A 12802-nucleotide genomic window follows, 5' to 3' on the forward strand; every position below is an offset into this window, starting at 1 on the left:
CGCTATCTGCCAAGGCGCTCGGCCTCGCTGGCCAACTCCGCTTCCAAGGTTTCGATGCTGGGCAAACTGGACGCCAGCTCGTCGGGCAAGGAATCGGCCAACGAGGTGCGCCACTCCGCAATCCCGATCGGAGTATTGAAGCCACGCAGCGCGTACTCGGCCACCACGCTGTTCTTCTCTTTGCACAGGAGCAGTCCGATGGTGGGCTTGTCGTCCGGGTGTGCCATGAGATCGTCCACTGCCGCCATGTACATCCCCAGCTGGCCCAGGAAACCGGGCTCAAACTTCACGGCCTTGAGCTCGATCACCATGTAGCAGCGCAACTTCAAGTGGTAGAAGAGCAGATCCGCGAAGAATTCATCTCCGTTGATCTCCAAACGCACCTGCTCACCCACAAAGGCGAATCCTTGCCCGAGCTCCAGCAGGAACTTTTCCACATGCTTCACCAATTGCAGCTCAAGGTCACGTTCGGTGTGCCGCTCGGTCATGGCCAGGAAATCAAAGACGTAGGGGTCCTTGGTAGCTTGCTGGGCCAGGTCCGAATCGCCAGGAACCATGGTTGATGCAAAGTTGGTGATCGCCTGGCCGGAGCGTTCGTGCAAGCGTGTGGAGATCTGGTGCACCAGCACGTTGCGTGACCAGCCATGAGCAGTGGCTGCCGCCGCGTACCAGAGCCGCGTGGCGCCGTCGTCGAGCTTTTCCAGGAGGGCGATCTGGTGGTACCACGGCAATGTTGCAAGCGGTGCTTGCAACATTGGGAAGTCGGGCCACGCCTGGGCAAAGCTCTTCATGTACCGGAGGTTCCTGGGGGAGAAGCCCTTGGCTTCCGGGAACCTGGTGCGGATGTCCGCCGACAACCGAGTGACCACCTTGGCGCCCCAGCCCTGTTCGGATTCGCGTTCAGCCAACTGCCGGCCGATGCTCCAGTACGAGTTCAGTAACTCCCCGTTGGCAGCGGCCTGGGCGCGTGTCCGTCCCGCCCGTACTTCCGTGGCAACGGTGTTCAACAGCGCCGGATACCAGTCGGGCATGGACGAGGCGGCCGGCACGCCCGGGAACGAAGCGGCATCAGTGACGAGGTCTTGCGACGGCATTTTTCTCCTGTCGATGGCTGGTGGACCCAAGCTATCGAGGGGCACTGACAGAATAGGGACGTGAGCGATGCTGGCGAATTCGTGGACTACACCCTGCAGCGGGAGTCCTCGTGGGAGAAGGCCTACGAGATCCGGGAGCGGGCCGGCGAAGGCCTGGAGGTATACGGTGCGTCGGTGGGAGCGGTTCGGGGGACTGTCCGGGATACTCTCAAGCGCTACAAGGACCTCGGCCACGACGACATCACTGCGCTCAGTTCGGAGCTGTGGTCCGAGCCTGTCTTTGAGCGGCGGCTCGCAGCGGTGGTCCTGTTGCAGACCAAGGTGGAAATCCTGGTCAACACGGACCTCACACGGATAGAGGGTTTCCTCCGGGAGGCAGCAACAAAGCATTTGTCGGACCCGCTTGCCAGGGACGTGGTCCGTCCCTTAGTGCGCCGGCTCGAGGGCCAGGCCAAGGAGAAGGCCGGCAAGGTCCTGGAACGATGGTCCCAGGACCCGGATCCGGCATTGCGCCGGGCATCGGCGCTTGCCACGGGCGAGCCGCCACCTGTCGTGGGGCCAGCAACCCTTGATTAGCCCCAACGACCGGCCTAGCGTTTGCTTCAACACATGCCAGGTGTCAATTTTCGTGATTGAGAGGCAGGTTGTTCGATGAAATCGCTGTGGCTGGACCGGGAATCCGCATTTGCCTCCGATGTGGTTCCCGATGAAAAGCATTTCGATGCGGTGGTTGCCGGTGCCGGGCTGACCGGCTTGGTGACCGCCCTGTTGTTGTCCCGTTCAGGGCAGCGGGTGGTGGTCTTCGAAGCCCGGACGGTGGGCGCCGTGACCACGGGCAACACGACCGGAAAACTGAGCCTTCTCCAGGGCGGAGCTTTGTCAAACCTGAGGGACCAGTATTCGTTGAAGATGGTCCAGGCGTACGTGGAAGCGAACCGGACGGGGCAGGCGTGGCTGAGGCAGTACATGGATCAGCAGGGCATCGCGTACCAGCGACGTACGGCAGTCACGTTCGCAACAAGCGACGACGGCGGCCAACGGCTTCGGAAGGAAGCTGCGGTGTCGCGGGACGCGGGTTTGGACGTCCACTTCAGCCGGGATGCCGGCTTGCCTTTCCATGTGGTGGAAGCCCTGGAACTCGAGGATCAGGTCCAAATCAACCCGATGGACGTGTTGGAGGCCCTGGCCCGCGACATCCGGGAGCACGGCGGTTTGATCGTGGAGGGTGTCCAAGTGCAGAACGTTGGATCGGGCCTTGAGGTATCCACGCGCAGGGGGACCTTCACGGCGGACACCGTTGTGTTGGCCACGGGAACGCCGATCCTGAACCGTGGCCTCTACTTTGCCAAGCTTGAGCCCAACCGCTCCTACGCTGCGGCGCTCCGCTTTCCTGCCGAGGCCAATATTCCCAGTGGCATGTACTTGTCCATTGATCCGCCTACCCGGTCCCAGCGGACCTATCCCACGGCGGACGGTGAGTTGCTCCTGGTGGGTGGTTACGGCCATCCCGGAGGAAGGGCAAAGTCGCCGAAGTCCCATCTCGACGCCCTGCTCGCTTGGGCCCACCAACACTACCCGGGCGGAGAAGTCACGCACACGTGGTCGGCCCAGGACTATCAGGCCACCAACCTGATGCCATTCTTCGGCAAGCTGCCCCGCGGCCGCGGCCGGATCTTTTTCGGCACCGGCTACAACAAATGGGGCATGAGCAACGGCGTGGCCGCGGCACTGTCGATTACTGCCGACATCCTGGGCGGCCAGTCTGATTGGGCAACCACCATCCACCACCGCGTGACGCATCCACAAGGGGCAGCCCAGTCCATCCGCTTGAACGCATCAACGGCGAAGCGGATCCTGGACGACCGGGCCAAGGTGAGAAGGAACCCTGAAATCACCGATGAAACCCGGCCGCCCGAGGGCTACGGAGTGGTGGGGTTGTATAAGGGTGAACCCGCCGCCGTTTCCACCGTGGATGGAAATGTATGCAGGGTATCGGCCAGCTGCGCCCATCTGGGTGGGCTGCTGACGTGGAACGATGCCGAGAAATCGTGGGATTGCCCGTTGCATGGTTCCCGCTTCACGCCCGAAGGGAAGTATCTGGAAGGTCCGGCCACGCATAACCTGCAAAAGACGGTGGGCAAGAAGCAGGACTAATCCAGTCTTTCGACGCGCCGCTTTGCCTGGTCGGCGGTGCGCCGCAGTTGTGTCGAGGCACGGACTGCGGCCTTTTTGGCAGACTCTGCCGCCTCGGTGTCCCTCGTGGCGCCGATCAGTTCCGCTTCGAGGGCGGCAAGCCGCTTCTTGGCGTCCTCGATGTCTTTCTGCAAGGTTTTGCGCCTGCGCTCCAAGGCCTTGACCGCCTCCCAGGCCTTGGAGGCTGTCTCTTCGGCGTCGAGGGCTTCCTTGTCCGCGGCTTCGAATTCGGCCTTTGCTTCCATGAGTGCGGCCTGGCGCTTGGCCGCACGACGTTCTGCCAAGGATGTCGCGGCTTCCTCGGGCTTCGCTTCCTTGGTTTTTGCAGGGGACGGCTGGGCAGGCTTGGTGGCCGTCCGGGCGTGGATGGCAGGAGCTTCGCGGGTTGGAGCTTCGTCCTCGGGACCACCCGCAGCAATGGCATCTGTCAGGTCCACGGCTTCAAAGCCACTGCCGCTCAATCCCCGGACCAGCCGTCCAGTGCCGATGGCGGATGCGGCAGCGGCATCGGCCATGGCCGCCCGCAGGGTCTGTTCGACGTCTCCTGCCGCCGCAGCACTCAGGGCTGCTCCCAGTTGGCCCGCCAGGTCCTTCGCGGCGCTTACTGCCGCGGCCAGCTCGCCCTGCCGCTGCTGGCCCAGTTCGCGAAAAGCTTCGGCGTTGCCTTCCTCCTGTGCCTGCCGCAGGGCCGCACCAAAGCGTACGACGCCGTCAATCACCTCTGGCTTGTGACTCGCCAGTGCGTTGATGGCCCAGGCGCCCGCGGCCGGCTTGGTCAGGCCGGCGAGTTGCTTGGCGAGTTCGAAGTCACCCGAATCCTTGGCGTTCCGTGCCAGCTCGGTTCGGCGTGCTGTGAAGTCGCGTGGCAGTACGGAATACAACTCCTGGGCGGCGTCGCTGAGATCCATGCCCTTATCCTAGGGTCCGGTTTCCGGCAGCGGTTCAACGGCACCGCATGGCTTAGGGTAGCCTAAGTCGGGTGGACCAGATCATGAGCTTGCCTTTCGGCGTCGCGCTCGCGGCGCTTTTTGCCATTGTCATGATCCGGGTCAATGCCACGTATTGGCTGGGCAGGGGCGCAGTTGCGGGGTTCGCCCATACCCGCTTCGGCTCCTCGTTGGAGAAGCCGAACGCAGCCCGGGCACAGGCGCTGATCCAACGCTGGGGCCCCTACGCCGTCGTGGTTTCCTTCCTTACTATCGGCCTCCAAACCGCAGTCAACCTCGCCGCCGGTGCCGCGAGGATGCCGCTTCGGCGTTACCTGCCGGCGGCGATCGCCGGTTCCATCCTGTGGGCTGTCCTCTATGCGACCATCGGACTGGCAGCCCTTGAAGCATGGTTGGCGGTAGCAGCGGCGTCGCCCGGTGGGGCGGCAGTGGCCGTGGTGGTGGTCGCAATCCTTGTGGCCTGCATCGTCGTGGCCCGTCGACGTCGGTCGGCAGCCAAATCTGCGGATACAGTGGTCTGAGTTCTACTGCTGCATCGGCGAAAGGTTCGGCTTGACTACTGCATTACCGGAACTGGCGGAAGGCGATTTCTACTACGAGTCGTTGGGTGAAGGCCGGTACCGCTCAACCATTCATGCCCAAGGCGCCTGGAACCCCCACGAGCAGCACATGGCACCTGCGTCCGGCATCATCGCCGATGCGTTGGTCCGCCATGAACCCCGCAGCGATGTCCGGATGGCGCGGATCAGCTACGAAATCCTCGGCCTGATCCCCGGGGGCGAATTCCAGGTGACTACCTCTACGTTGAGGCCAGGGCGGACCATTGAACTGATCCAGGCCGAGCTCACCGCCGCAGGCCGGACCGCCATCCGTGCCACCGCTTGGCGCATGATCACCAGTGACACCAGCTCCGTGGCAGCCGTCGAGGACGAGGCCATGCCAGCACCCGATGAGTGCAAGCCGTGGGACGGCGCCAGTGTGTGGCCGGGCGGCTACATCCGGTCCCTGGAGATGCGCCTCGCCGAGGGCCACCGCCCGGGATCGGGGCGAGTCTGGATCCGCACCATGCACCCTCTGACCAACCAGGAGGACAGCAGCGACCTGGCACGTTTGATGGGCCTGGTTGACACCGCCAACGGCATCGCAGCGCGCGTTCCACCAGGCGCCAACAGCTACATCTTCCCCAACGTGGACCTCCAGATCCACATGTACCGGGCGCCGTCGGGGGAATGGCTTGGCTTGGACAACAAAGTTTCCTTCGGGGCTGACGGCATCGGCCTCACCTCCACGGTCCTGCACGATCTGGCCGGGCCTTTCGGTCGGGCCGAACAGATCCTGACCCTGAGGAAAAGCTGATGGGCGGCCTCACTGTCTACAGGCAACCCCAGTCCTTGGGTGCGGCTGAAGACCTGGATTTTGCCTTGGAACTGTTGCAGCGTGCACGCCGGGGCGAAATGGGACCATCGTTGCGCCTCTACCGGCCCCAGCCTACGGTGGCCTTTGGACAACGCGACGCCAACCTTCCTGGTTTCAAGGCCGCGGAGGACGCGTGCCGCAACCTGGGCTTCGAGCCCCTGGTCCGCAAGGCCGGAGGCCGGGCGGCAGCGTATCACCAGGGCACCCTTGTGGTGGACCATGTTGAGCCGCATCCCGACGCGATCGTCAAGGCCAAGGCGCGCTTCTCCGAGTTCGGTGAGTTGCTGGCCGGTGCGCTTCGCAGCGTTGGTGTCCATGCCGCCGTCGGCGAAATCCCAGGCGAGTACTGCCCCGGCGAGTTCAGCGTCCACGGCGAAGATCCCGACTTCCCCGCGCACCGCATCAAGCTGATCGGTACGGCCCAGCGCGTGGTCTCCGGCGGCTGGTTGTTCAGTTCGGTCATTGTGGTGGAGAACTCCGCGCCAATCCGCGAGGTCCTGACAGCAAGCTACGAGGCCTTGGGGCTGGAATGGGACCCGGCTACGGCGGGGGCGGCCAATGATCTCCTTCCGCACCTGGACGTCGACACCGTGGAGGAAGCGGTGGTGCAGGCTTATGGGACGTATGCGGAGACGGTCGACGGCGACTTCCGAACGCTTCTCGCCTGAACGGGGCACTGCTTATCGCCTGAACGGGGCAACGGGCATAGGGTGAAAACGTAACATCGCCAAGACGGAGACCGTGGTGGAACGATGGCACGCAAACAACACCCGCTGCGGGACTCGGACGCGGAACTGTCGATCAGCGCTCCCAAGAGGTTCGCTGCGGGTCTGCCGAGCCTCAGCGAAACCTTGCCCCACGCCATTGCCGGGATGGGGCCGTCGCGGGCATGGAAAGCGCTGACTGCCGTCAACCAAAAGGACGGCTTCGATTGCATGAGCTGCGCTTGGCCCGACCCGCCGGAACGTAAAGCCGCAGAGTTTTGCGAGAACGGTGCCAAAGCAGTGGCCTGGGAGGCAGAACCCCTGCGTATTCCTACGGAATTCTGGGCACAGAACCCGCTGTCCTCCTTGGAAGCACGCTCCGAGTACTGGCTGGGTCAGCAGGGCCGGCTGGTGGAGCCCGTGTACAAGGCAGCGGGGTCGGACCACTACGAACCCGTTGGCTGGGAACAGGCCTTCGGCATTATCGCCGACGAGTTGAACGCCCTGGATAACCCCGACCAGGCCACCTTCTACACCAGTGGACGGACCAGCAACGAGGCCGCTTTCCTGTACCAGTTGTTTGTCCGGGCCTTCGGTACCAACAACCTCCCCGATTGTTCCAACATGTGCCACGAATCCACTGGTTTGGCCATGGGCGAGACCATCGGGGTGGGGAAGTCCGCCATCAGTTACACCGATTTCGCGAAGTCGGACCTGATTGTCATCATGGGCCAAAACCCCGGGACGTGCCATCCCAGGATGCTCACGGCATTGGAAGAAGCCAAGCAGGCAGGCGCCACGATCGTCGCTGTCAATCCGCTCCCCGAGGCCGGGCTGATCAACTTCCGGAATCCCCAGACTCCGCGCGGACTGATCGGCAAGGGAACGGACCTGGCAGACCAGTTCCTGCAGATCCGGCTCGCCGGCGACATGGCCCTCCTCCAGGCTGTTTCCAAACGGGTGCTGGATGCTGAAAGTGCGGCACCGGGAACCGTGCTGGACCGTTCCTTCATTGACGGGCATTGCCATGGCTTTGTTGGCTTCGCAGCCCACCTCGCCGGCCTGCACGAGGAAGAGGTCCTGGCGGCTACCGGTTTATCGAGCGCGGAGATTGACGAGTTTGCCCAACGGTACATCCACGCCGAGAGGGTCATCATCACCTGGGCCATGGGATTGACCCAGCACAAGAAGGCCGTGCCCACCATTAAGGAAATCATCAACCTGCTCCTGCTGCGTGGCAACATCGGCAAGCCGGGTGCCGGCCCTTCGCCGATCCGTGGCCACAGCAACGTCCAGGGGGACAGGACCATGGGGATCTGGGAGAAGATGCCCTCTGGTTTCCTGGACGCCATCCGTGACGAGTTCGGCTTTGACCCTCCGCATGAGCCTGGAGTGGATGCAGTGGACAGCATCAGGGCAATGCGTGACGGCCGCATTAAGGTCCTGGTGGCCCTGGGCGGGAATCTGGTCCACGCCATCTCGGATACCGCCGTTGCCGAGGAGGCCGTGCGAAGGACGCGGCTTTCGGTCCAGATCTCCACGAAGCTGAACAGGTCGCACGCGGTGGTGGGGGAGCAGGCACTCATCTTGCCCACCCTGGGCCGGACGGAAATAGACCGGCAGGAAGGTGTTGAGCAGTTTGTGACCGTTGAGGACACCGTGTGCGCCGTGCACCGCTCGGCCGGACGCTTGGAGCCGATCGCGACGGATGTGCTCTCCGAGGTGGCCCTCATCGCGGGGATGGCGGAAGCCGTGCTCGGGAAGAAGGTCCCCGTGGACTGGGCCGCCATGCGACGGAATTACGACGTGATCCGGGAGCATGTGTCCCGTGTCGTTCCGGGGTTCGAGGACTTCAACACGAGGATCCGGACAAAGGACGGATTCATCCTGCCCCATGCCCCCAGGGATTCGCGGACGTTCCCGACCGCCACAGGCCGGGCCATGTTTACGGTGAATGACCTGGAGACCATCGTGGTTCCGGAAGGGCGGCTGCTCCTGCAGACGGTCCGGTCGCACGACCAGTTCAACACCACCACCTACACCATGAATGATCGCTACCGCGGCATCAAGAAGGGCCGCATGGTGCTGATGGTCAATCCGGAGGACCTGGCTGTGCTGGGGCTTGCCGACGGTGCGTACGTGGACGTCCACAGTGAGGCCGACGACGGCGTGGACCGCGTCCTGCGCCAGTTGCGTTTAGTCGCGTACCCCAGTGCACGCGGGTGCGCCACAGCCTATTACCCGGAGGCGAACGTGCTGGTGCCTTTGGATTCGACGGCGGAGGGCAGCAACACCCCGGCCTCGAAATCCGTGATCATCCGCTTGGAACCGGCCGCCGCGCCTGTGTTCGAGCCGGCGGCCGGTGCCAAACGGTCATGAGCTAGTGGCCGCGGGCGATCCACTCGTCCAGGTGCGGGGCCTCCGCGCCGATGCTGGTGGATTCACCATGGCCCGTCAAGACCACCGTGTCCTCCGGGAGCGTGAGGAGACGCGTCCGGATGGATTCAATGATGGTGGGGAAGTCGCTGTACGAACGTCCCGTAGCGCCCGGACCGCCCTGGAAAAGCGTGTCCCCGCTGAATACGGTGTTGGCGCCTTCCCGGGTTCCGTCACCTGTAAGGAGGAAGGACACCGAACCGGGCGAGTGGCCCGGGGTGTGCAGCGCCTGCAGGTTGGCGTCGGCCACCGTAAACCCGTCGCCGTCCTCGATTCCCTTGTCCGGGTCTACATCAGGGAACACTGCATGCCAGAGCATCCAGTCTTCCTTGTGCAGGTGAACGGGTGCCTTGACCAGCTCGCGGAATTCTCCGGCATAGCGGATATGGTCATCGTGTCCGTGGGTCAGGAGGATCGCCTTGACGGTGCGGCCTTTGACGGCGTCGGCGATTTCCTGCGGGTTGTGGGCGGGGTCGATCACGATGCACTCGGTGTCGTCGCCAATGATCCAGACGTTGTTGTCCACGTCCCAGGTTCCGCCGTCAAGGGAGAACGTACCTGAGGTGACGACGCGGTCGATGCGTGCGTTGTTGGACTGGCTCACAGTTCCACCACCGATCGGAGGACGGCGCCCTGGTGCATTTTGTCGAAGGCTTCTTCCACCTGGTCGATGGTGATGCGTTCGGTGACGAAGGCGTCGAGGTCGAGTTTGCCTTGCTTGTAGAGGTCCACGAGCATGGGGAAATCCCGTGAGGGCAGGCAGTCGCCGTACCAGGAGGACTTGAGGGATCCGCCGCGGCCGAAGACGTCCAGCAACGGAAGCTCGAGCTTCATGTCCGGCGTGGGAACGCCAACCAGGACGACGGTTCCGGCGAGGTCGCGGGCGTAGAAGGCCTGCTTGTAGGTTTCGGGACGTCCGACGGCGTCAATTACTACGTCCGCGCCGAAGCCGCCGGTCAGGGCACGGATTTCCTCGACAGGGTCGCCGGCAGAGGAGTCCACGGTGTGGGTGGCGCCGAGTTCCTTGGCTCGTTCGAGCTTCTTGGAGTCGATATCGACGGCGATGATGGTGGTGGCTCCGGCGAGTGCCGCGCCGGCGATGGCGGCAACGCCAACTCCTCCGCAGCCGATGACGGCAACCGAGTCGCCGCGCTTCACTCCGCCGGTGTTGAGGGCCGCGCCCAAGCCGGCCATGACGCCGCAGCCGAGGAGGCCGACGGCGGCGGGATCGGCGTCGGGGTCTACTTTAGTGCACTGCCCGGCGGCCACAAGGGTCTTTTCGATGAAGGCACCGATTCCCAGGGCGGGCGAGAGTTCGGTGCCATCTTCCAGGGTCATTTTCTGCGTGGCGTTGTGCGTGTTGAAGCAATACTGGGCTTCGCCACGGTTGCACGCCCGGCAGTTTCCGCAGACTGCCCGCCAGTTCAGGACCACGCGGTCGCCCGGTGCGACGTCCGTGACATCGGGGCCGACGGCGCTGACGACTCCTGTGGCTTCATGGCCAAGGAGGAACGGGAAGTCGTCGCTGATCCCGCCCAGTTTGTAGTGGAGGTCTGTATGGCAGACACCGCTGGTGAGGATGTCCACCAGGGCTTCGCCGGGTCCGGGTTCGGGGACCAGGACTGTTTCGAGGGTTGCGGGTGCGCCTTTGGAGCGTACGACGACGCCCTTGACTGCGTGGACCATGGAAGTGTTCCCTTCGGGCTCGCGGACAGTGGGTATCCGTTGCAGGTGGCCGGCAACGGATTCCCACTCTGTCTATCACACGAGGCAGACGGTTCGCCGGGATGAAGGGAGCACCTCGCGGCGAACAGGGCGGCCAGCTAGGCAGCCAGTCGGCTCTCCACTTCGGAGGCCGAGGGGTTGGTAGCCGCGGTGCCATCCGGGAACAGGACAGTGGGAACGGTGCGGTTGCCGCCGTTGAGCTTCTCCACGAGTTCGGCGGTACCTTCGACTTCCTCGATGTTGATCTCGTTGTAGCCGATGCCCTTGGCATCCAACTGCTTCTTCAAGCGGTTGCAGTAACCGCACCACGTGGTCGAGAACATGGTGATGGTGCCGGAGTCAGGGGTGAAATCCACAGAGCTCTCCTAGGTATTGGGTCTTGTGACGGGTTCTTTCGTTGGTATCAACGGTAACGCGGTGGCCGGAAATTCCCGTCCGGCCGCGAAGCAGGGTTACGTCACATGCCGTTGCTGGTGCGTTGAGCGGGGACAGGGCAGACTGTTCGCATGTGTGGACGTTATGTGATGGCCCGTGCCGTGGGGGACCTCCTCGCCGAGTTCGACGCCGAGCTTGAGAACGAGATCGCCCTGGAAAAGTCGTGGAATGTGGCCCCGACCGATGCCGTGCCCATTGTGCTGGAGAGGCTGGTGGAGGACGCTCCGAGGCGGCAGCTCCATGTGGCCAAGTGGGGTTTGGTGCCGTCATGGGCGAAGGATGCCAAGGGCGGCGCGAGGCTGATCAATGCCCGGAGCGAGACCTTGCTGGAGAAGCCGTCCTTCAGGAAGGCCGCGGCGGCAAGGCGGTGTGCGGTGCCTGCAGACGGCTACTACGAATGGAAGAAGGGCGAGGGGAAAAGCAAACAGCCTTATTATGTCCATCCTGGCGGCGGTCACGGCTTGGTCTTTGCCGGATTGTACGAGTGGTGGAGGGACCAAACTTTGCCCGAGGATGATCCCGGCCGTTGGCTGTTGTCGATGTCGATCCTCACCGCTGATACGCCTACTGCGGAATCGGCCCGGACGCGGCGCAGCGCTTCAGTCTTCGACGAGCTGACGTCCCTGCACGACCGGGTCCCGCTGCCCATGAGCCCGGAAACCATGGAGGCCTGGCTGAACCCGCGCGAGAAGGACGCTGAAGGGCTGGTGGACCTGGTGCGGTCCAAGGCGCACGATGCCGCGGCTGACTGGACGCTTGACGCTGTGGGCGCGGCGGTGGGAAACGTCCGCAACAATTCACCGGAGCTGATTGAACCGGTGCAGGGATTGTTCTAGCTAGAGGGATTCGTCGACGGGCACACCGGATTGGAATTCCCGGCCATCGGCTTCGCTGAAGGCCGTCATGAGGTGCCCCTTGGCCAGCCCATGGATGGCGGAAACAGGAAAGTTTCCGGTGATGATGTTGCCGTCGTGTTCGACGCCCTTGATGTCGTAGTTTTCCTCGGAACTCAACGAATGGTTGAACGAATAGAAGGATATGGCTTCGCCGTTCATGAATTCGATGCCGAGCCTGCGCTGGGATGAGTAGTCTTCGCTGGCAGCAACCAGGCCAACCACGTAGGCGCCGGACCCGGGGATGTTGCCGTCGATTTCGAAACGCGCCACCAGATTGTCGTCCGTGGCGGTGATGCTGACCTGCTTCAGGAGTGCGTCATGGGTGCTCATGCCACAATCCTGCTCTGTGGACCCGCCTGCGTCCACCCCTGGGAATCATCCTTCCAGGAGTTGGCGGACGTTCGCGGCAACGGTTGAACGCGCAACTTCCTGGCCGCGGCGGGCGGTCAACAGGTGCAGGGCGAGCCCGTCTCCGTAGTCGGCCACGGCCTCGGCGCGGAGTCTCGCTTCCGGCACGCCCAGCGCGGCGAGGATCTGTTCCAGGGCACCGAGCATCCGTTCGTGCCCGGCGGATACTGTTTCCGGCTGGTCCAGGGCCAAAGCGAACCGTGCCCGCGTGAGGTCGGCGTGTTCCTGCCCGAGCGCCAACAACGCCCCGGCGAGTTGCTCCGCAAGGTCCGCGACCGACGTCGGAGGTCCGAAGGCGCCTTGCTGGCGCAACAGTTGGGCGTCCTGCTCCTCGACGCGGTCGACGGCGGCTGCCACCAGCGCGGCGCGGCTGCGGAAATAGTTTGACGTTGTTCCGACGGCGGCGCCGGCCTCCGCGTCCACCGCCCGGTGCGTCAGGCCCTTGAGGCCCTTCGATGCGACGACGGCGAGGGCGGCGTCGGCAAGTTCTGTGCGGCGGTCAGGCATGGGGAAAGTGTAGCTTCAAACACTGTTGCTACTACAAATGT

Annotated in this window: 14 protein-coding genes; 7 read left to right on the forward strand and 7 right to left on the reverse strand. The window is 63.7% G+C overall.

The features are described from left to right. Nucleotides 1-2 precede the first annotated feature (2 nt). Entirely contained in the window at nt 3-1094 is a 1092-nt protein-coding gene (locus tag ACFVSJ_RS12685) for a YhcG family protein (protein WP_387437149.1), read from the reverse strand. A 60-nt stretch (nt 1095-1154) separates the two neighbouring features. Between ACFVSJ_RS12685 and ACFVSJ_RS12690 the strand changes: the two genes are divergently transcribed. Next, a complete protein-coding gene (locus ACFVSJ_RS12690) occupies nt 1155-1670 on the forward strand; it encodes a DNA alkylation repair protein (protein ID WP_387437150.1) in 516 nt (171 codons plus the stop codon). A gap of 75 nt (nt 1671-1745) precedes the next feature. Then, nucleotides 1746-3248 (forward strand): FAD-dependent oxidoreductase, encoded by a 1503-nt coding sequence (locus tag ACFVSJ_RS12695; RefSeq protein ID WP_387437151.1) that lies wholly within the window; start codon nt 1746-1748, stop codon nt 3246-3248. Here the strand turns inward: ACFVSJ_RS12695 and ACFVSJ_RS12700 are convergent. Next, nucleotides 3245-4195, reverse strand: a complete 951-nt coding sequence (locus ACFVSJ_RS12700; RefSeq protein WP_387437152.1) for a hypothetical protein — start codon at nt 4193-4195, stop codon at nt 3245-3247. The genes ACFVSJ_RS12695 and ACFVSJ_RS12700 overlap by 4 nt on opposite strands. A 71-nt stretch (nt 4196-4266) precedes the next feature. Between ACFVSJ_RS12700 and ACFVSJ_RS12705 the strand changes: the two genes are divergently transcribed. The 4 genes from ACFVSJ_RS12705 (at nt 4267) to ACFVSJ_RS12720 (ending at nt 8733) form a co-directional block, all read left to right on the forward strand. Further along, nucleotides 4267-4755, forward strand: coding sequence for a DedA family protein (locus tag ACFVSJ_RS12705; protein ID WP_387437153.1), 489 nt, complete (start codon nt 4267-4269; stop codon nt 4753-4755). A gap of 31 nt (nt 4756-4786) precedes the next feature. Further along, nucleotides 4787-5590 (forward strand): thioesterase family protein, encoded by an 804-nt coding sequence (locus tag ACFVSJ_RS12710; RefSeq protein WP_387437154.1) that lies wholly within the window; start codon nt 4787-4789, stop codon nt 5588-5590. Continuing rightward, nucleotides 5590-6318 carry a biotin/lipoate A/B protein ligase family protein gene (locus ACFVSJ_RS12715; protein WP_387437155.1) on the forward strand — a complete coding sequence of 243 codons (729 nt, stop codon included), beginning with the start codon at nt 5590-5592 and terminating at the stop codon, nt 6316-6318. Before ACFVSJ_RS12710 ends, ACFVSJ_RS12715 begins: the two co-directional genes overlap by 1 nt. Before the next feature lie 84 nt (nt 6319-6402). Next, nucleotides 6403-8733: an FdhF/YdeP family oxidoreductase gene (locus ACFVSJ_RS12720; RefSeq protein ID WP_387437156.1), complete on the forward strand. Its 2331-nt coding sequence runs from the start codon at nt 6403-6405 to the stop codon at nt 8731-8733. Between the two features lies 1 nt (nt 8734). On the opposite strand, the gene ACFVSJ_RS12725 is transcribed toward ACFVSJ_RS12720, so the two are convergent. The 3 genes from ACFVSJ_RS12725 to ACFVSJ_RS12735 all read right to left on the reverse strand — a co-directional run bounded on the left by ACFVSJ_RS12725 (nt 8735) and on the right by ACFVSJ_RS12735 (nt 10871). After that, the gene (locus ACFVSJ_RS12725) at nt 8735-9394 is read right to left on the reverse strand and encodes an MBL fold metallo-hydrolase (protein WP_387437157.1); all 660 of its coding nucleotides are present in this window, start codon (nt 9392-9394) and stop codon (nt 8735-8737) included. Further along, nucleotides 9391-10476: an S-(hydroxymethyl)mycothiol dehydrogenase gene (locus ACFVSJ_RS12730; RefSeq protein ID WP_387437158.1), complete on the reverse strand. Its 1086-nt coding sequence runs from the start codon at nt 10474-10476 to the stop codon at nt 9391-9393. The genes ACFVSJ_RS12725 and ACFVSJ_RS12730 overlap by 4 nt, the downstream gene beginning before the upstream one ends. A gap of 137 nt (nt 10477-10613) precedes the next feature. Next, entirely contained in the window at nt 10614-10871 is a 258-nt protein-coding gene (locus ACFVSJ_RS12735; protein ID WP_387437159.1) for a mycoredoxin, read from the reverse strand. A 168-nt stretch (nt 10872-11039) separates the two neighbouring features. Here ACFVSJ_RS12735 and ACFVSJ_RS12740 point away from each other — a divergent pair, with 168 nt between their 5' ends. Further along, nucleotides 11040-11786 (forward strand): SOS response-associated peptidase, encoded by a 747-nt coding sequence (locus ACFVSJ_RS12740; protein ID WP_387437349.1) that lies wholly within the window; start codon nt 11040-11042, stop codon nt 11784-11786. On the opposite strand, the gene ACFVSJ_RS12745 is transcribed toward ACFVSJ_RS12740, so the two are convergent. Together ACFVSJ_RS12745 and ACFVSJ_RS12750 are read right to left on the reverse strand one after the other, a co-directional pair. Further along, entirely contained in the window at nt 11787-12176 is a 390-nt protein-coding gene (locus ACFVSJ_RS12745) for a hypothetical protein (protein ID WP_387437160.1), read from the reverse strand. A 45-nt stretch (nt 12177-12221) separates the two neighbouring features. Further along, nucleotides 12222-12761 carry a TetR/AcrR family transcriptional regulator gene (locus ACFVSJ_RS12750; protein ID WP_387437161.1) on the reverse strand — a complete coding sequence of 180 codons (540 nt, stop codon included), beginning with the start codon at nt 12759-12761 and terminating at the stop codon, nt 12222-12224. Between the last annotated feature and the right edge of the window lie 41 nt (nt 12762-12802).

It is taken from the genome of Paenarthrobacter sp. NPDC058040, from assembly GCF_042885775.1.
Lineage (GTDB): Bacteria > Actinomycetota > Actinomycetes > Actinomycetales > Micrococcaceae > Arthrobacter.

Coding starts and splice junctions, on each gene's coding strand:
- ACFVSJ_RS12685 (WP_387437149.1), bottom strand. CDS start 1,094: ATGCCGTCGCAAGACCTCGTCACTGATGCCGCTTCGTTCCCGGGCGTG.
- ACFVSJ_RS12695 (WP_387437151.1), top strand. CDS start 1,746: ATGAAATCGCTGTGGCTGGACCGGGAATCCGCATTTGCCTCCGATGTG.
- ACFVSJ_RS12700 (WP_387437152.1), bottom strand. CDS start 4,195: ATGGATCTCAGCGACGCCGCCCAGGAGTTGTATTCCGTACTGCCACGC.
- ACFVSJ_RS12715 (WP_387437155.1), top strand. CDS start 5,590: ATGGGCGGCCTCACTGTCTACAGGCAACCCCAGTCCTTGGGTGCGGCT.
- ACFVSJ_RS12720 (WP_387437156.1), top strand. CDS start 6,403: ATGGCACGCAAACAACACCCGCTGCGGGACTCGGACGCGGAACTGTCG.
- ACFVSJ_RS12730 (WP_387437158.1), bottom strand. CDS start 10,476: ATGGTCCACGCAGTCAAGGGCGTCGTCGTACGCTCCAAAGGCGCACCC.
- ACFVSJ_RS12740 (WP_387437349.1), top strand. CDS start 11,040: ATGGCCCGTGCCGTGGGGGACCTCCTCGCCGAGTTCGACGCCGAGCTT.
- ACFVSJ_RS12745 (WP_387437160.1), bottom strand. CDS start 12,176: ATGAGCACCCATGACGCACTCCTGAAGCAGGTCAGCATCACCGCCACG.
- ACFVSJ_RS12750 (WP_387437161.1), bottom strand. CDS start 12,761: ATGCCTGACCGCCGCACAGAACTTGCCGACGCCGCCCTCGCCGTCGTC.